The sequence below is a fragment of the Pseudomonas acericola (SeqCode) genome (assembly GCF_053456465.1).
In genome coordinates this window covers 733414-751310 of sequence record NZ_JBRFJB010000003.1, presented here as the reverse complement: position 1 = coordinate 751310, position 17897 = coordinate 733414, and the positions used below count along the sequence as shown (strand labels likewise).

At 64.1% G+C, this 17897-nt stretch carries 15 protein-coding genes; 11 read left to right on the top strand and 4 right to left on the bottom strand.

Annotated features, from left to right (window positions below; all coding sequences use genetic code 11):
• Positions 1-5: 5 nt before the first annotated feature.
• Genes ACU688_RS15455 through ACU688_RS15410 form a run of 10 tightly spaced genes read left to right on the top strand, consistent with a single transcriptional unit; the run spans position 6 to position 12700 of the window.
• On the top strand, positions 6-2429 hold the full coding sequence (locus ACU688_RS15455; protein ID WP_448185450.1) for an AAA family ATPase: 2424 nt from the start codon (positions 6-8) through the stop codon (positions 2427-2429).
• Entirely contained in the window at positions 2426-3934 is a 1509-nt protein-coding gene (locus ACU688_RS15450; protein ID WP_448185449.1) for a sigma-54 interaction domain-containing protein, read from the top strand. Before ACU688_RS15455 ends, ACU688_RS15450 begins: the two co-directional genes overlap by 4 nt.
• A gap of 21 nt (positions 3935-3955) precedes the next feature.
• Positions 3956-4087 (top strand): type VI secretion protein, encoded by a 132-nt coding sequence (locus ACU688_RS15445; protein WP_448185448.1) that lies wholly within the window; start codon positions 3956-3958, stop codon positions 4085-4087.
• A 16-nt stretch (positions 4088-4103) separates the two neighbouring features.
• A complete protein-coding gene (locus ACU688_RS15440; RefSeq protein ID WP_448185447.1) occupies positions 4104-5213 on the top strand; it encodes a type VI secretion system-associated FHA domain protein in 1110 nt (369 codons plus the stop codon).
• 5 nt (positions 5214-5218) lie between these two features.
• On the top strand, positions 5219-5686 hold the full coding sequence (gene tssJ / locus ACU688_RS15435) for a type VI secretion system lipoprotein TssJ (RefSeq protein ID WP_448185446.1): 468 nt from the start codon (positions 5219-5221) through the stop codon (positions 5684-5686).
• A gap of 1 nt (position 5687) precedes the next feature.
• Complete coding sequence (gene tssK / locus ACU688_RS15430; protein WP_448185445.1) at positions 5688-7016, top strand: type VI secretion system baseplate subunit TssK; 1329 nt, start codon at positions 5688-5690, stop codon at positions 7014-7016.
• A 5-nt stretch (positions 7017-7021) separates the two neighbouring features.
• Positions 7022-7882 (top strand): type IVB secretion system protein IcmH/DotU, encoded by an 861-nt coding sequence (gene icmH / locus ACU688_RS15425; RefSeq protein ID WP_448185444.1) that lies wholly within the window; start codon positions 7022-7024, stop codon positions 7880-7882.
• Positions 7883-7897: 15 nt separating this feature from the next.
• Entirely contained in the window at positions 7898-11185 is a 3288-nt protein-coding gene (locus ACU688_RS15420; RefSeq protein ID WP_448185443.1) for an ImcF-related family protein, read from the top strand.
• Positions 11182-11892, top strand: a complete 711-nt coding sequence (locus ACU688_RS15415; RefSeq protein ID WP_448185442.1) for a PP2C family protein-serine/threonine phosphatase — start codon at positions 11182-11184, stop codon at positions 11890-11892. Before ACU688_RS15420 ends, ACU688_RS15415 begins: the two co-directional genes overlap by 4 nt.
• Positions 11885-12700: a serine/threonine-protein kinase gene (locus ACU688_RS15410; protein WP_448185441.1), complete on the top strand. Its 816-nt coding sequence runs from the start codon at positions 11885-11887 to the stop codon at positions 12698-12700. The genes ACU688_RS15415 and ACU688_RS15410 overlap by 8 nt, the downstream gene beginning before the upstream one ends.
• Positions 12701-12708: 8 nt before the next feature.
• Here the strand turns inward: ACU688_RS15410 and ACU688_RS15405 are convergent, their stop codons facing one another.
• From ACU688_RS15405 to ACU688_RS15395, 3 genes are all read right to left on the bottom strand, one after another.
• Entirely contained in the window at positions 12709-13038 is a 330-nt protein-coding gene (locus ACU688_RS15405) for a DUF6388 family protein (RefSeq protein WP_448185440.1), read from the bottom strand.
• Between the two features lie 25 nt (positions 13039-13063).
• Entirely contained in the window at positions 13064-13315 is a 252-nt protein-coding gene (locus ACU688_RS15400; RefSeq protein ID WP_448185439.1) for a hypothetical protein, read from the bottom strand.
• 108 nt (positions 13316-13423) lie between these two features.
• Entirely contained in the window at positions 13424-14737 is a 1314-nt protein-coding gene (locus ACU688_RS15395) for a serine hydrolase domain-containing protein (RefSeq protein WP_448185438.1), read from the bottom strand.
• A gap of 251 nt (positions 14738-14988) precedes the next feature.
• Here ACU688_RS15395 and ACU688_RS15390 point away from each other — a divergent pair, with 251 nt between their 5' ends.
• On the top strand, positions 14989-17064 hold the full coding sequence (locus ACU688_RS15390) for an EAL domain-containing protein (RefSeq protein ID WP_448185437.1): 2076 nt from the start codon (positions 14989-14991) through the stop codon (positions 17062-17064).
• On the opposite strand, the gene ACU688_RS15385 is transcribed toward ACU688_RS15390, so the two are convergent.
• Positions 17061-17894 carry a metal-dependent hydrolase gene (locus ACU688_RS15385; protein ID WP_448185436.1) on the bottom strand — a complete coding sequence of 278 codons (834 nt, stop codon included), beginning with the start codon at positions 17892-17894 and terminating at the stop codon, positions 17061-17063. The genes ACU688_RS15390 and ACU688_RS15385 overlap by 4 nt on opposite strands.
• Positions 17895-17897 lie beyond the last annotated feature (3 nt).

The following is a 17897-nucleotide window of genomic DNA, read 5'->3' as shown; positions in this document are numbered from 1 at the left end:
GGGAAATGATGAATATCGATTTGCAACAACTGATCCAGACCTTGACCGCCGACACGCGCGGCGACCTGGAGCGCGCTGCCGAGCGTTGTGTCAACCGCGGTGGCCGGGAAGTGTTGGTGGAAGATCTGCTGCTGGTGCTGTTGGAGTATCCCGGCGGCTTGCTGGACAAGGCCCTGATGGACGCCGGCGTGCCCGCGAGTGAACTGCAGGCCGTGCTGCAACCCAGGAGCGCGACGCATGCGACGCGCAATCCCGTGTTCGCCCAACCGCTGGTGCGCTGGTTGCAGCAAGCGTCGATGGTTGCCCATGTCGAACTGGGGCAACCCGAGGTCGATCACGGTGCACTGTTGCTGGCGCTGTTGCGCCACCCGCTGGAGCATGCGGGCAACGCCTATCAGCGCTGCCTGGCACGCCTGGATGTGGCGCGTGTGCGCGACTTTATCCTGAGCCAAGCCCCTGCCCGCGAGCAGGCGGTGACGGGGTCGATGCTGCACCGTTTTACCCATGACCTGACGCAGCAGGCGCGTGAAGGGCGGATCGACCCGGTGCTGTGTCGCGACGGGGAAATCCGTCAGTTGATCGACATCCTGATGCGCCGCCGCAAAAACAACCCGATCCTGGTCGGCGAGGCCGGTGTGGGCAAAACCGCCGTCGTCGAAGGGCTGGCCTTGCGTGTGGTCGCCGCGCAGGTGCCGGCCCCGCTCAAGGCGGTGCGCCTGTTGAGCCTCGACATGGGCTTGCTGCAAGCCGGTGCGAGCCTGCAAGGTGAATTTGAACGGCGCCTCAAGGGTGTGATTGACGAGGTCCAGGCTTCGCCACAGGCGGTGATCCTGTTTGTCGATGAAGCGCATACGCTGGTGGGGGCGGGTGGTCCGGCAGGTGGCAGCGACGCAGCCAATCTGCTCAAGCCGGCATTGGCCCGCGGTGAACTGCGGACCGTCGCGGCCACCACTTGGTCGGAGTACAAACGGCACATCGAAAAAGATCCTGCCTTGTCCCGGCGTTTTCAGCCGGTACTGGTCAATGAACCGAGCGTTGGCGAAGCCGTATCGATCCTGCGCGGGCTGGTGCCGGTGTATGAGGCCAGCCATGGCGTGTACGTGCGTGACGACGCGGTGGTCGCCGCCGCCCACATGAGCGCGCGTTATCTGGCGGGGCGCCAGTTGCCGGACAAGGCCGTGGATGTGCTGGATACCGCGTGTGCCAGGCTGCGTACGCAACTGGCGATGCCCGCCGAGGCGGCTCAGCAGTTGCACGCCGAGCGCGCAGAAGCCCTGCGTGAGCAGGTGGCGTTGACCCGGGACGCCGATGCCGGGCTGCCCGTCGACGAGGCGGCCTTGCACGGCGTGAACCAGCGCGTGGAGGCCATCGAACAGGCGTGTGCGGCGTTGCCGCATGACCAGCAGCCGTCGATCACTGCCGAAGTCTGCCCCCGTCTGATCGCTGAGGTTATCAGCGCCTGGACCGGCATTCCCGTGGCACAGATCGCCCTGGAACACAGTGCAAAGGTCATCGGTTTCGCCGACGCCTTGCGCGCACGCCTCTTCGGTCAGGAGCACGCCGTGCAGGCCCTCGACCGCAGCCTGCGCGCGGTCGCGGCGGGGCTGAACAATGCCGACGCGCCGATGGGCGTATTCCTGTTGGTCGGCCCTAGCGGTGTGGGCAAGACCGAAACCGCATTGGCCCTGGCGGACGTGCTGTATGGCGGCGAGCGTTTTGTGACCACTATCAATATGTCCGAGTATCAGGAGAAGCACGCGCTGTCGCGCTTGATCGGTGCGCCGCCGGGCTACGTGGGCTACGGCGAAGGCGGCGTGCTCACGGAGGCGGTGCGCCAGCGCCCGTATTCGGTGATCCTGCTCGATGAGGTCGAGAAGGCCGATCCGGAGGTGTTGAACCTGTTTTACCAGGTCTTCGACAAGGGCCGCGCAAATGACGGCGAAGGCCGGGCCATCGACTTTCGCAATACGCTGATCCTGATGACGTCCAACCTCGCCAGCGAGCGCATCGGTGCGCTGTGCGCCGACGGCCGACGGCCCTCCATCGAGGCGCTGCAAGCGGCGATCCAGCCGGTGCTGCGGGCGCACTTCAAACCGGCGTTGCTCGCGCGCATGCGTGTGGTGCCGTACTACCCGATTGTTGGCGAAGTGCTGCATGACGTCGCCCGCCTCAAGCTTGGGCGCCTGGGCCAGCGCCTGCTGCAACGCAAACTGACGTTCACCTACACCGCCGAACTGGTTGCGCACATGGCGCAGCGCTGCCTGCATACCGACAGCGGCGCGCGCTACATCGACCAATGGATCGAGAGCCAGATACTGCCGCAGATGGCGGATCGGCTGCTGGATGCCATGTCGGCTGGCGAATGCCTCGCCCACGTCCACGCACGGCTGGACGAACACGGCGCACCGGTCTGTGGGTTCAGCCAATGACGCAGACGTTATTCAGTCAACTGCCGTCCCCCCTGGACTACGCCGAAACCCTGCTGGATTGGATCGGCCGCCTCGGGCTTGAACACAATGCAACCCGTTTGCCGAACCTGTGCGTGGCCGCTGCCGCGCAACTGAGCGGGTGTGAACTCAACCAATTGTATTGGCGGGATGAAACGAGCGGGCGCCTGACGCTGATTGCCCAGCACGCAAGCGACGCACAGCCGCTGGGCGACAGGGACTTCCAGCACGAGCAACTGTTGCAGTGTGTCATGAACCAGCGCATTGCCCTGTGCCTCGACGATGTGCACGGCAGCGTCCATGACAGCACGTTCCTGCCCGTAGCGTCGGCACCCTGGCGTGCCTTGGCCTGCGTGCCGCTGTTGAGCCCGCGCCAGGCAATCATTGGCGTGTTGGTGTGCGCCAGCCAATGCACGGCGGCGTTGCAAGGCTACGCGGTTTCGCTGGCGCAATTGGGCAGCTTTACCCTGAATCAACGGGCGCTGTTGCGGCGCATGCGGCTTGCTGGTGCAGGCGTGCTGCCCGAGGTGAGTGCCCCAACGATCAGCACCTATGGCCTGATCGGTAACAGCGCGGCAATGGAAGACACTTGCCGCTTGATCGGCAAGGTCCTGCATACCTCTTACACCGTATTGCTGCGCGGTGAAACCGGCACGGGCAAGGAACTGGTGGCGCGCGCCATTCACGCCAGCGGGCCGCGCAAAGCCCAGGCATTTGTGGTGCAAAACTGCGCCGCGTGCCCGGAAGGGTTGCTGGAAAGCGAGTTGTTTGGCTATCGCAAAGGTGCGTTCACCGGCGCCGACCGCAACCACACAGGGCTGTTTGACGCGGCGCATGGCGGCACGTTGCTGCTCGATGAGATCGGCGACATGCCGCTGGCATTGCAAGCCAAGTTGCTGCGGGTATTGCAGGAGGGCGAGGTGCGGCCGCTGGGCGCCAGCAGTGCGCATAAGGTCGATGTGCGCATCATCGCCGCGACCCATCGCGACCTTGCAGCGATGGTGGCACACGGCAGTTTTCGCGAAGACCTGTACTACCGACTCGCGCAGTTCCCCATCGAATTGCCCGCCCTGCGTGCGCGGGACGGCGATGTGCTGTTACTGGCCCGGCATTTCGCCGACAACGCCTGCGCGATGCTCGGCAAGGCGCCGATGGCCTGGTCAGGCGCCGCCGTCGATCAACTGTCGAGCCACCGCTTTCCGGGCAACGTGCGCGAACTCAAGTGCCTGGTGGAGCGCGCGGTGTTGCTGAGTGATGACGGCGTCATCTTGCCGACGCACCTTTCGCTGGTGCCGGACTCGCCGGTGGCGGTTGTCGAGGCCACGCTGCGCCAGCGCCTGGAACGAGTCGAGCGGGTGTTCCTGATCGATTGCCTGCACAAGAACCGCGGCAACCGAACGCGCACTGCGCGTGAGTTGGGCGTGGCGCGGCGCACCCTGCTGTATCGCCTTGCGCGCCTGAATATCCCTCTGGGCGATGCCCAGTGAAACCGTTAGGGGAGAGACCCAATGCCTGATCGTCGGTGGCGAGCCCTGGTGCTTGTCGTTTTTTTACTGGGCGGCTGTAGCGCCAATTACGCCTTTGATGACGGTGATTACCGCCCTTTGGGCGATCCACAGGCGAGCCGTCGTGGCCAGTGACTCGGAGCGTTCATCCATGCAGTTAATGTTAGAGGTATGCCGCAGCGGCCAGGCCGACCCCTTGGCCCGCAAGGTGTTTGACGGCGCCGGCGGTGTGATCGGGCGGGGCAGTGGTTGCGATTGGGTGCTGCCCGATACCAGCCGTGTGTTGTCCAGCCACCATGGCTTGGTCAGCCACCGGGACGGATGCTATTTCCTCACCGATATCAGCAGTAACGGTATTGGTGTGGCGGGCAGCGCCGAACGCCTGCGCCGGGGGCAGCCGTGGCCCATCCACGATGGCAGCGTCTTCGAATTGGGGCCACTGGCGATACGCGCGCGGTTGATGGCGCCGATGCAGCGCTTGGCCGAGCGCGTGCCGATTCCCGACGATGGCTTCCTGGCACCGGCCCCGCAGCCGTTGATCGAGGATGAATGTGTGGCTGACGACACGCCGCAACCCTGCACGGAGCACGGTACACCGCAATGGGACCACCTGCGGACGCCGACGCTCACCGTGCCTGCGGAAGCCGCCGCTGCGCCGCTGCCCGTTGCAACGGCGGTGCAGGCTAATGACGCGTTCTGGACGCACTTCGCCGAGGCGTTGGGTCTGCGCATGGAGACGCTCGACACCCCGCGCTGCGAGGCATTGGCGATCAAGGTCGCGAGCTTGCTCAAGCACACCCTTGATGACGTGCAACAGTGTCTGCGCACCCAAGAGGCGCTCAAACGCGAGTTGAACCTGGCACCCCTCGACAGTCATTGCCACGGGCACAACGCCCTGACGGACATGCACGCGTTGCTGGGCGACGGCGCAGTGGGCGAGCTGCCCGCTCAGCAGGCCGTGACCCAGGCGTTCCGCGACCTGCAAGCCCACCAAGTGGCAATGCTGGCGGCGTACCGGGCCACCGTGCGCAGTGCACGGCAGGCGTTTGCGCCGGAGCATCTGCAACGCTGCTTTGTACGGCAGGGCAAGTCCCCAAGGCTCTTCAGGGATGGCGCGCATTGGCGCGCGTATCAACTTTATTACCAGCAGTTGATTGACCACGAGTCGCCGGGCGAGCCAGCGCTTGGCCGTGACTTTCTCGCGGCCTACGAAGATCAGGTACGCCTGATCTCGACCTTGCACGCGGGCTACCCAGGATGATGTCCATGTATCGAACTTCCCTTGCGACCCTGCTGGCAATGCTGCTGGCGGGTTGCAGCGCCGTATCGCCGTTTTCGTCGCTGACCAAGCTGGACCTGACGCTGGCCGCCGGCGAGCGGCTCAACCCGGACCAACATGGCCGCCCCTCGCCGGTGGTGGTGCGCCTGATTGCACTGAGCCACCCGGTGGCCTTTGAAAACAGCGACTTTTTCAGCCTTTACGAGCGTGCAGAGCAGGTACTGCCCAAAGATTGGGTGAACGCTGAAGAGCTGGAACTGCGCCCGGGTGAGCGGCGGCTACTCAAGCTCAACGTTGCGCCACACAGTCGCTACGTGGGGGTGGTGGCGGCTTATCGAGACCTCCCGCACGTGCAATGGCGCTGGGTGCTGCCCGTCACTGCGCAGCGGCGTACGCAGGCCGAACTGGTGTTGGACGAGACAGGCATACGCCACGTCGGCGTGGGGGAGGGCTGAGATGCTGGTTCATAAAGTCGTCTGGCAAGAAGGCATGCTCTTGCGGCCTCAGCACCTGCAACACAACGATCGCCACTATCAGCAGCAGCTCAGTTGGACCCGCCTGCTGGTCCCGGATGCCTGGGGCTTCTTGAGCCTGGCGATGGATTTGCAGTACCTGCACCTGGGCAAGATCGTGGTCAGCCAGGCCAGTGGCGTGCTGCCGGATGGCAGCCTGTTCGAACTGGATGCCGCGACGCCACCGCTGGTCTTGCAAGTCGCGGCCAACACCGGCAAGCAAGGGATCTACCTGGCATTGCCATTGGCCAACGGCACACAGGTCGACACCCGGCGGCCGGAGCAGGTCGATGTGTTGGCGCGTTATGTCAGCGGTGAAGTGCAGGCCCCTGATTCCAATGCCGGCAGCGAGTCCCAGTGTCGGCTCGATTGCGCGCGCCCGGATCTGCGCCTGGTTGCCGGGGAGCAACACAGCGACCAGCGTTTGGTCACGCTCCAGGTTGCCCAAGTGATGGCGTGCACCAGCGAAGGGGGGCTCACCCTGGATTCGGACTTTAGCCCGACCTTTATCTACCTCCAGCAACACGGTTACCTGGCAGCGTGCCTGAGCGAAGTGACCAGCCTGTTGGCCAGCCGTGGCGATGTGCTTGCCACGCGTATCCGTGGCAACGGCGGCGCCCCGGGGACGCAGATCGGTGATTTCCTCATGTTGCAGTTGATCAACCGCACCGAACCTGTCCTGCGCCATTACGCGCGTCAGCCCCAGGTTCGCCCGGAAACCCTGTACCGCGAGCTGTTGGCGATGCTCGGCGAGTTAACGACCTTCGCCAATGACAGCAAACGTTGCCTTCTGCAATTGCACTACCAGCACAGCGATCAAAGTGCGAGCTTTCGCGGGCTGATGGAGGCCATTCGCAGCCTGCTGTCGATGGTGCTGGAGCAACAGGCCATCGAGTTGCCCTTGCAGGCGCGCCAGTACGGTGTGTTGGTGTGCCCGGTCAGCGAGCTGAAACTGCTCGGCGTGGCGACGTTCATCCTCGCCGCGAGTGCCCAGTGCGACGGCGACACCTTACGCACTCGCCTGCCGGCTCACCTGAAGATCGGCGCCGTGGAGCGGATCCGCGAGCTGGTCAACCTGCACTTGCCGGGGATCCGCCTCAAGCCGCTGCCGGTGGCGCCAAGACAGATTCCGTTCCACGCCGACAGAACCTATTTCTTGCTGGAACTCAGTGCCCGTGACATCGCGCAGCTGGAGCAATCGGGTGGCTTTGCCTTCCATGTCAGCGGCGAGTTTGCCGAGCTGCAACTGAACTTCTGGGCCATCAGGAATTGAACGCCATGACCATGGATACCGAATACCCAGCGGATGAAAAAACCATCCTGCTTGACCGCGATGGCCATGCGCCGGCACAGCGGGCCATCACGGACCACCCATCGCCACCGCGTTTCGAGCAGTTGGCCGACCGGATGATCTACGCCGCCCGCTTGCCCGGAGCGCATCGCTTCAACGTAGGCCTCAATCCGCTGGTAGCGGCGGCCTGGGCCGTATTGGCCGAGGTCGCGCAGCTCAAGGGCCGAGTCGGCCGCGAGAGCCTGGGCGCGCTGAATGAGCGCCTGGTGTCGGCGATCACGCAGTTCGAGCTCCGCGCCTTGCATGACGGTGTTGAGAGCGCCGAGGTCGACACGGCAGGCTATGTGTTGTGTGCGGTGCTGGATGAGACGGTGGTCACCGCGCATTGGGACAGTCACGGTGACTGGTCGAAGATCAGCCTGTTGAGCCGCTTTCACCATGAAACCTTCGGCGGCGAAAAATTTTTCACCTTGCTGGAGCGCCTGTCCCGCGACCCGATCAAGCACGTGGCGATGCTGGAGCTGATGTACCTGTGCCTGGCGCTTGGCTTCGAAGGCAAATACCGCGTGGTGGAACGCGGTGTGGTGCAGCTCGACGCCGTGCGCGATGGCCTGTATCGACAGATCCGCCATGTGCGCGGCGACCCACCGCCGTCGCCGCCAACGCTTGCGCTGCGCAGGCGCAACCGGCGCTTGCGCGTGCTTTCCACTCCATGGTTGGCGGCGTGTGTCCTGGCGTGCCTGTTGGCCCTGTACGCGGGGTTTGCCTGGGTCCTGGGCAACGAGCGCGTGCAGGCGCTGGAACCCTTTCATCCTATGGCGCCGGAACTGACTCGGACGCCCTTGTAACGCAGGGAGCAATGAATGAACGCATTCTTCAAGGGCGCGGGTACCGTGCTGCGCCGGGTTTGGGTATGGAGCCTGTTGCTGGTGCTGTCGAGTGCCGGCCTGGTGTGGTGTTTCGGGCCGTTGCTGGCGGTGGATGACTATCGCTTCTGGCAGGGCGCGACCGCACGGTTATTGACGATCAGCAGCCTGTTCCTGCTGTGGGGGCTGGCGATGGCCTGGCTGGGTGGGCGTCGCGTGGTCGCGTCGAACACGCCTGAAAACCAGGCCCGCAACGTACACAAAGGCCGACTCGACGACGAGCGGCGGCACGTACACGCGCGCTTCAAGGAAGCCGAGCAGGCGCTGGCGACGACACCTCGCTACGGCAACCACCGCAAGCGTTGGCGCCATGAGCTGCCGTGGTATGTGCTGATCGGCGAGGAGGGCAGCGGAAAAACCAGCCTGCTGGCGGCGAACGGGTTGCACGCGCCCCTTGATCGCAGCGATGCAACGCCAGCCGGCCGCAGTGCTCTCTGCGATTGGTATTTTGCCGACAAGGCGGTGTTGATCGACACGCCAGGCCGTTACCTGTCCCAACCGAACGGTACGCCCGACGCGTCGGGCTGGGCGACGTTGCTGGGCCTGCTCAGGGCGCGGCGCAGGGCCAGCCCGTTGAACGGCGTGGTGGTGACGTTGTCGGTGCAGACCTTGCTCGCCAGCAACGAACACGATCTGGAACTGCATGCCCGCCAGGTGCATGGGCGGGTGCAGGAAATCCGGCAGACGCTGCATGTGGATGTGCCCCTCTATCTGGTCCTGACCCACGCGGACCAGTTGCCGGGGTTTGCCGAGTATTTCGATTCACCCGAGGCGCAAGCGAGCGTCGGCGTGCTGGGGGAGCCGTTGACCGCTGACGCAGCGGGGACCGAGATGGCCCAGGTGCGCCAGGCCTTCGAGGCCCTGCTGCAACGCTTGAGCGCTGAACTGATCACACGTTTGCATCAGGAGCGCAACGTGGAGCGCCGTGCGCGCATGTTGGACTTGCCGACACAGGCGGCGCAGATGGGCGAGCGTTTGTGCCCGTTCATCGAGACGGCGTTCCGTGCCGATCGTGCCACGTGCCTCAACGGCTTGCGCGGCTTTTACCTGACCTGCGCGGGCGACGCACGGGCGCACTTCGTGTCAGGGCTGTTCCGCCAGGTCATCCTTGCCGAAGCCGACCTCGCCGGCCTGCATGCCCAGGAACGCCAGCGCCTGCGTTGGCGTCATGCCGGGTTGAGCGTGGCGGCGTTGTTGCTGCTGGGGGCGGGCGCGGTCCTGTGGACCCACAGTTACACGGTCAATCATCAGCGCCTTGGGCAACTGGTTGAGTTGGCGCACGAGCGCACAGCCGTTGCGACAGAGACCGACAGCACCCTGGTTGTCCTGGCGCAATTGGACCGACGCTTGGCCGCCACCCAGGTGTTCCCGGCCAAGGGCGATGCGCGACTTTGGGAACGTGCGGGCCTGTATCAGGGCGACCTGAGTGCGCCGGTGTTGGCGAGTGCCTATGAGCGCGCCTTGCAGCAGCAGTTTCTGCCGGTCGTCGTCGCGCTGCTGGAGGAGCAGGTGCAGGGCAGCCTGGCAGACCGCGAGCGGTTGCTGGACCCCCTGCGTGCGTATCTGATGCTGACGCTGCGCGAACGGCGAGAGAACCGCTGGCTGGCCGAGCGCGTCGCACAAGCCTGGTCCGCACGTTATGCCGGTGCGGCCGCGGTGCAGGAACGTCTGAATGCACACGTGGCGCGGCTGCTGGCGCTGCCGTTCGCGGCGCCGCTCAATGATGCATTGGTGGCCCAGGCACGCCAGGTGTTGCGCGGTGAATCGTTGGCCGACGTGGTCTACCGGGTGCTGCGTGAACAGGCGCGTGATCTGGAACCCTTGCGCCTGGCCGAGGGCGCGGCGCTGGTGGCTGCCGATCCGCCCATTCCCGGCTTTTACACCAAGCGCTTCTTGCAGTATTTGGAGGCCCAAGGGCCCAGGCTGGTGAATGCCATTGCGCAGGACAACTGGGTGCTGGGCGAGAGCGCCGACCTCAGTGCACTGGAGCTGCGCCGGTTGATACTGGCGTTGGAGCAGCGTTATTTCAGCGAGTACGCCGAAGTCTGGAGCAGCGCCCTGGGCCAGCTCAGGCGGGTGCCGAGCGACGACCTGAAACAGGACGCCGCACGCCTGGCGAGCTTGACCTCGGCCCGCTCGCCCCTGGTATTGCTGTTGCAGCAGGTGCGGGAAAATACCCTGCTGGCAGGCCCATTGCCGCTGGCCGAAGATTCCCCCCGGCGCACGTTGCAACGGCGCTTCGAGCCGCTGCACCAATTATTGGATGAGCAGCAGAACCCCGGCGCCGAGCTGACCCGTGCATTGGCCGTGCTCGACGAACTCCACCTGCAACTGGTGGCCTTGAACCGCGACGGATCGGCGGGGCAGGCCGCGTTCCTGCGGGTCAAGCGGCGCATGGACGGGCAGCCGGACGTGTTGGGTAATCTGCGCGATGTCGCCGCGCGCTTGCCGCTGCCGCTGTCGGGTCTGTTTGAGGGCATGGCCGACGACAGCTGGCAGCATTTGCTCGAGGACGCCTACGTGCACGTCAATCAGCGTTATCAAAGCGAGGTCTACGGGGTTTACGCCCAGGCGATCCGCCAGCGTTACCCGTTCAATGCCCATGCCGCCAGCGATGTGGCCCTTAGCGATTTCCAGGGGTTCTTCAAGCCGCAGGGCGTCATGGCGCGTTTCTACGACAGTTACTTGCGGCCCTTCGTCAGCGCCGAGGGTGCGCGTTATCGCCTGCGCAGCCTGGACGGGCGCAGCCTGCCGATGTCACGCGGCGTGCTCGACCAACTGAGCAAAGCCCAGCTTATCCGCCGCAGTTTTTTCACCGATGGCGGGGGCGACTTGCAGGTGCGGTTTACCTTGGCGCCCTACAGCCTGGATCAGGCGGTCAGCCGGGCCGTGTTGCGCATCGGTGAGCGCCAGTTGGAATACCGCCACGGGCCCATCGTGCCGATGGTGTTCCAATGGCCTGAGGAGGCCGGAAACGGTCGTAGCAGCCTGGTGCTGGAACGGGGCGCGGAGCGGCCATTGGGCTTGGAAAAAAACACCGGTGCCTGGTCGTGGTTTCGCCTGGTTGATCTGTTGCAGAGCGAGCTGGCCAGTGGTCGCGATGGGCATGTGCTCAAGGCCGACCTGGCCGGCTTGCGCGCCAACTTCCTACTGACCAGCCAACGCACGCCCAGCCCGTTCCCGTTGGCGGAGTGGCGCACGTTCCGTTTGCCGGAGCAGTTATGAACCCCGCGCTCTGGCACAGTGCCGGGCGGACCCAGCGTGGCAAGCTGCGCGCACGCAATGAGGATGCCTTTCTGGATCGCCCGCAGGACGGCTGCTGGGCGGTGGCGGACGGCATGGGTGGGCATCGCGCGGGCGATGTCGCCAGCCAAGCGGTGATTGCCAACTTGGCCGCGTTGCACTTGCAAGGCACGCTGGACCAGCGGGTCGCGGCGCTGCGCCAATGTCTGCAACGGCTGGATCGGCGCCTGGGCCTTGAAGGCCGGTATGGCACGATCGGCAGCACGGTGGTGGCGTTGCTGTTGGAGGGGCATCGCGCTGCCTGCGTGTGGGCGGGAGACAGCCGTTGTTACCTATGGCGCGGGCAGTGTCTTTACCAGTTGTCGCGGGATCATTCTCTGCTTGAGCGGCTGATGGCCGAGCAGCAGTTGAGCCGCGAGCAGGCACAGGCCCACCCGGACGCCCGGGCGTTGACCCGCGCGGTCGGTGGTCGCGCGCCGTTGAGCGTGGAGGTGCTCGAACTCGACACGCGCCCCGGCGACGTGTTCCTGCTGTGCAGCGACGGCCTGTACCAGGCGCTCAGCCACCGGGAATTGGGCGGTGCCTTGAGCCTGGGCACGGCGCAGCAGAGGGTGGAGCGCTTGTTTGCCCTGGTGTTGCGCGGGCCCGCACGGGATGACTTGACGGCCGTGGTGATCAGCCATGACTGAGGTGAAGATTGCACCCGGCCTGCTTGCCGGGCGTTATCACCTTGAACGGGTGCTCGGCACGGGTGGCATGGGCGTGGTGTACCGCGCCCGCGACTTGCTGCACGAGCAATTTGGCGAGCCCTGTTCGCGGGTGGCGTTGAAGGTGGTGGGTGACGGCCTTGCCCAGTCCAGTGACGCCCATGTGTTGTTGTACAGCGAGTTTGCCGTGACCCGCCGCCTGCGCCATGAGCGGATCGTGCGGGTGTTTGCCTTTGAGGTCGATACCACCCGCCAACTGGCCTTTTTCACCATGGAGTGGCTGCAAGGCTTGACCTTGGACCGGTTGTTGCTGGAATGCCCCGGCGGCTTGCCCTGGCCGCAGTTGCAGCCGATGGCGGTGCAGGTGCTCGACGCGCTGGCGTACGCCCATGGGCAGGGCGTGCTGCACGGTGACTTGAAGCCGGGCAATGTGATGGTGGGCGAGGCGGGCATCCGCTTGTTCGACTTTGGCTTGGGCCAGGGTGAAGGGTTGCCGCAGTTGAGTCGCAGCTGTTTCAACGCGTGGACACCCGCGTACGCCGCGCCGGAATTGGCTGACGGTGGTGCACTGACCCCGGCGGCGGATCTCTACGGCGTCGCGTGCATGCTGTACGAATTGGCTGAGGGCGGGCGCCCTGACGAGCGTCAGCCCCTCAAGCCGCGCAGACTCCCCAGGCAATGCTGGCCGGCACTCAAGACCGCGTTGGCCGTGGACCCGGAGCGCCGCGCCATCAGCGTCGCCGAATTGCGTGAAGCGTTGGCCCGCGACCCTAGACGCTGGTACTTGTAGCCAATGGCTCAGTTGGCCAGGTCGTGCAGTTGGCAATACTCTGGCCAACTCAACCCGGCCATTTGCGCCACCTCTTTATGCACCTCCAGGCGTTGGGTCTCAAAGGCTTCGGACGACTCCGTCGTCAGCTTGAGCGTCAACTCCCAGGCGAACAGGCCCAGGCGTTCAGCTTCGGCTTCGAAGGCTTCGTGCAGGCGTTCGGCGCGGTATTGCGCCAGGGTTTCGCCCTTGGCCTGGGCGGCGAGGGGGTTGAGGGTGTCGAGTTGCGTGACGACATCAGGATGTTCGTTCAAGAAACGGTCCAGCGCGCGCTGGTGGTTATCGCCGGGTTCGGACAATGCGCAACTCCAAATAGATAGGGCTTCAAGCGCGGCTACGATGTCGGCGCCGGGCGTTTTTGCGTAGGCGCCGCTGGATGCCGTTGCGTATGGGCTCAAGCAAAAACAGCAGCAGGTATGCCATCAGCACGGTGACCAGGTCCATCGAGCTGTTGCCCAGCGACCCGGTGAATTGTTCCACGGTGTCCTTGATCATCAACAACAAAGAAACGCCACCGACCCACAGCAACACGTTGAGCAACAGCGGGCGTACGCCCGTTGAGGGTTTGTCGTGCATGTTGAACCTCATCTCCCTGACGGCGGTTTCCTGCGCGGATACTACGGGTTGGAGCCGGTGTGGGAACTGTGCCAGGTCATAAAATCCAATTAGTTGTACTGCTCAGGTTTAGCGGGCTGTCATCAAGTACTGCGCCAAGGCTGCATAGGCGGGCAACGTCACCCCATCATTGGCGGCATTGCCCGCGATGGGATGGGAGGCGAAGCGCACAATCACCATTTCGGCCTTGGGGTCGATGTAGATGCTTTGGCCGTGCACGCCACGGGCCATGAAGGCGCCGTCCGGGTTATGGGTGACCCACCACATGGAGCGATAACTCCAACCCTGCAATTGACTATAGCCGGCCTTGGCAAATGCGCGTTTATCACCGCCTTGGCGGATATCGCTCACCACGGTTTCGGGGACGATTTGCTGGCCGTTGAAGCGGCCGTTGTTGCGCAGCATTTCGCCAAACCGGCCGAGGTCGCGCAGCCCGGCGTTAAAGCCGCCACCGGCGAACGGTGTGCCGATGGAATCCACGCTGAAATACGCATCCTGCTCGCTGCCCAGCCGGCTCCAGATGCGCTCGCTGAGCAATTGCGCGACGTTGCGCCCGGTGGCGCGGGCAATCACCCAGCCGAGCACATCGGTGTTGACGGTCTTGTAGCCAAACGCCTGGCCATGTTCACCGCGTTGGCGCACGGTCTGCAGGAACTCGAAATAGCTGCGCGGACCGGTGTAATCCTTGGGCTTGGGCAGTGGGTTGCCGGCCTGGGCGTGGGCCCAGACTTCGGCGTTGGGGTCGGCGTAGTCTTCGCTGTAGTCCAGCGCGGTGGTCATGTCCAGCACTTGGCGAAGGGTCGCGCCGCCAAAGGCGGAGTGGGCCAGTTCCGGCACGTACTCGACGATCTGCTTGCTGGCATCGAGGGTGCCGTCTGCCACCAACATGGCGCCGAGAGTGCCGACCACAGACTTGGTGACCGACATCGCAGCGTGTTGACCGTCTTCCTTGAGCACACCGAAGTAGCGCTCATACACCACCTTGCCACGGTGCAGCACGAGGATGCCGTCGGTGTAGGTGGCGTCCAGGGTCTGGCGCCAGCTCAGGACCTGGCTGGCGCCGCTCGGCAGCACCGCAAGGCTGTCGATCCGTGCATCCAGTTGGCGGGTCAGGGGCGACGGCGCGCCGAGCCCGCGCGAGACGTTGACGGTGGGCATCAATTGGCGAAAGTTCGACACGCTCCAGCGCATCGCCGGGAAGCGAAAGTAGCTGCCATCTTCAAAACGCAGGGTACGGTCGGCCGGTGGCGGTGCGCCGACCATCCACTTGAGCAGGGCCGGGTCACTGGCCTGGGCGTCGGGGAAGGGGGTGTCGGCGGCTTGGGTCAGCAGGCTGGCAGCGCTGAGGAATACGCCGGTCATAACGGGAAGGAATCGCAGCATCAGCAGGCGCCTTGATGTCGGGGAGACGACGGGAGCAAGGCTCGGGGCTCGACTCCATTCGAGGGAAACATTGCCGGTGGTGGCAACAGCTATCCGGCAGGATGGGCCAAATGGGGGGCTTCGACAACCGCCATGGCTCCAAATGAGTAGGGAATAATTTGCGCCGGTGCGGCAAAAGCCTTTCACTCCCGGCATCAGGACGTGTAGCGTTAGCCGGTATTTTCGCCCCGCGATGGACAGAGGGATCGGTCATGGCGCAAACGCTGTTCAAGCTGTTTTTTACCCAGCGTCTGGCTGCCTTGGCCAGTACCGAGTCGTTGCGCGCGATTCGCGAAGGGCTGTTGTGGATCCTGCCGTGCCTGTTGGTGTCGGCGGGGTTTCTGATCTTGTCTGAATGCGCCCGGGTGTTGGGGTTCGATCCGCAGGTGGTGAGTTTCCTGGCCGGGTTGCACAACCAGATCAGCTCGGTGATCCCGCTGCTGGTGGCGGCGTCGATTGGCTACATGCTGGCGATCCAGTACCGCTTGCCCCAACTGCCCGTGGCGTTCCTGTGCCTGGCCCATGTGGTGGTGGCCACGTTTATCCTGCGTGAGTACCCGCGCGCCTCGGCCACGTTTGTGCTGTTTATCGCGATTGCCTCGCCGCTGCTTAATGTGCCGGCGATTGCCTGGTTGCACCGTTTCCGCTGGACGCGGCTGGTCAACGAGGACCTGGTGGGCCACAACCTGCGCGGCACCATTAATATGGTGCTGCCCGGTGCGATGACGGCGCTGGCTCTGGTGGTGGTGTTGTCGCTGCTGTTGCAGATTCCCTATGTGGCGCAGTTACAGGGCCCGCAAGTGCTCGAAGCCCTGGATTCGCCCTACGGCAGTGGCCTGTTTGTGACGCTGATGAATTCGCTGCTGTGGTTTTTCGGCATCCACGGCGTGTACGCCATGCAGCCGCTGTTCGATGTGCTTGACCACGCCGTGGTGCTCAATGCAGCAGCGTTGGCGGCGGGTGAGCCGATCCGGTACGCGCTCAACAGCGGCCTGCTGGGCAGTTTTGCGTTTATCGGCGGTTCGGGCGGTGCCCTGTGTTTGCTGGTGGCGATCCTGCTGTTCTCGAAGAGCCAGTCCATGCGCTTGCTGGCGATTGCCAGTGTGCCGCTGTCGTTGTTCAACGTCAGCGAGGTGCTGCTGTTTGGCTTGCCGATCATCCTCAACCCGCGCTTGTTCATTCCGTTTCTGCTGGTGCCGGCGTTTAACACGATGGCCGCGTTGACGGTGGTGCAACTGGGCTGGGTGTCGCCGGCAGTGGTCAGTGTGCCGTTCACCTCGCCGGTGCTGTTCAACGCCTACCTCAGCACGCACGGCGATATCGCCGCGGTGGTGCTGCAACTGGCCTTGCTGGGCGTGGGCACGCTGATCTACGCGCCTTATGTGCGGGCGATCCATCGCCAACCGGCCGAGGGCGGCACGGTGTACCTGCGCTCGCTGGACATGACCTTTCGCGGCCTCGAAGAAAAAGGCCGCCTGCTGGAGGCCGACCCGGTGCTGGCGTCCCACAAGGCGATTGCGCGCCAGGCCAGTGAACTGAGCCGCATCCAGCAGATCAGCGACTATGAGTTCTACCTCGAATACCAACCCCAAGTGTCGACCCTGACCGGCCTGTGCACCGGCTGCGAAGCACTGATGCGCGCACGTGACAGCCAAGGCAAGGTGCATTCGCCCTGGGAGTTCTTGCAGTGGCTGGCGCAGGCGCGGCTGATGCCGGATGTGGATGTGTGGGTGGCGTCCGAGGCCGTGCGTCAGTACCAACATTGGCAGGCGTTGGGGTTCGCGCTGCCGATGACCATCAATATCTCCAGTGCCACCTTGACCGACCCGGCCTACGGCAATCGCCTGGTGAAGATCCTGGCCCAGGCCCACGGGCAGGTGTCGGTGGAAATCACCGAAGACGCGCTGGTGAGTGATATCCAGGCCACGCGCCAGACCATCGAAAAACTCCAGGCCATCGGCGCCAAGGTGTACATCGATGACTTTGGCACCGGGTTTTCCGCGCTGAGTTACCTGCACCAGTTTCCGGTGGATTTCATCAAGATCGACCGCAGTTTTGTGGTCGCCCAATGCGACCCCAAAGGTGCCCAGGTGCTGACCGGCATGTTGCGCTTCTGTGAGGCGCTGAACCTCGGCGTAGTGGTCGAAGGGGTGGAGACCGCCGAGCAGTTGGCCTTCTTGAATACCGGCAGCGAGCTGTTTATCCAGGGCTGGTATTTCAGCAAGGCGCTGCCGGGCGATCAGTTGCAAGGGTTTGTGCGCGAACGTGCGGCCATCGCCGAGGCTTAGGTCGAGGGGTAGCTGCGTTCGACTTCTTCGACCAAACCGTCGATGCGCTCCAGGCGCGCGCGGTTGTCGTGGTCCCAAGGGTGGAAGCCTGGCCGGAAGTAATCCAGCCACGGCCGAAACATCCGTGGGAATACACCCCGTGGCCCATACAGAAATTTCAGCATGCGCCAGAAGCCCTTGAGGTGCCCGCCGGCCTTGCGGTCGGCAATCAGCAGGCGCAGGTGGAAATCAAACACCACCAGCCAGAAGAACAACGTGGTGGTCAACATGGTCCCGGTGCGCAGCAAGTAGCGCTTGGGCCCGGGCTTGATCACGCGGTTCCACACATCGAAGGCCACGGCCTTGTGTTCGGTTTCTTCGAGGGCATGCCAGTACCACATCTGCTGGTAACCCTTGAGTGAGTCGCCAAAGCGCGACGGGTCGCTGAGCAGGATTTCCGCGAGCATCGCGGTGTAGTGCTCCAGGGCTATGGTGATGGCCAGGTTGAACGACGACGGGAAGTGTTTTTTCTGCCAATCGAGGATGAATTTGAGGCGCCGGTCCAGGGTGTGCGCCGGCAGACCCGCGGCTTGCAGCAAGTCGTTGTAGGCCACGTGCTCGCGGCTGTGCATGGCTTCCTGGCCGATAAACCCCTGGACCTGTTTTTTCAGCTCAGGATCAATGATTTGCGCGCGGTAGTGACGCACGCTGTCCATGAAAAACAGCTCGCCCTGGGGAAACAGCAGCGACAGCGCGTTGAAGAAATGCGTGATGAACGGCCCTTGTTCATGCCAGTCCTTGATGCGTTCGGCGGGCAATGTGAAGTGGAGGTCGCGACGGATCGGCAACATGGC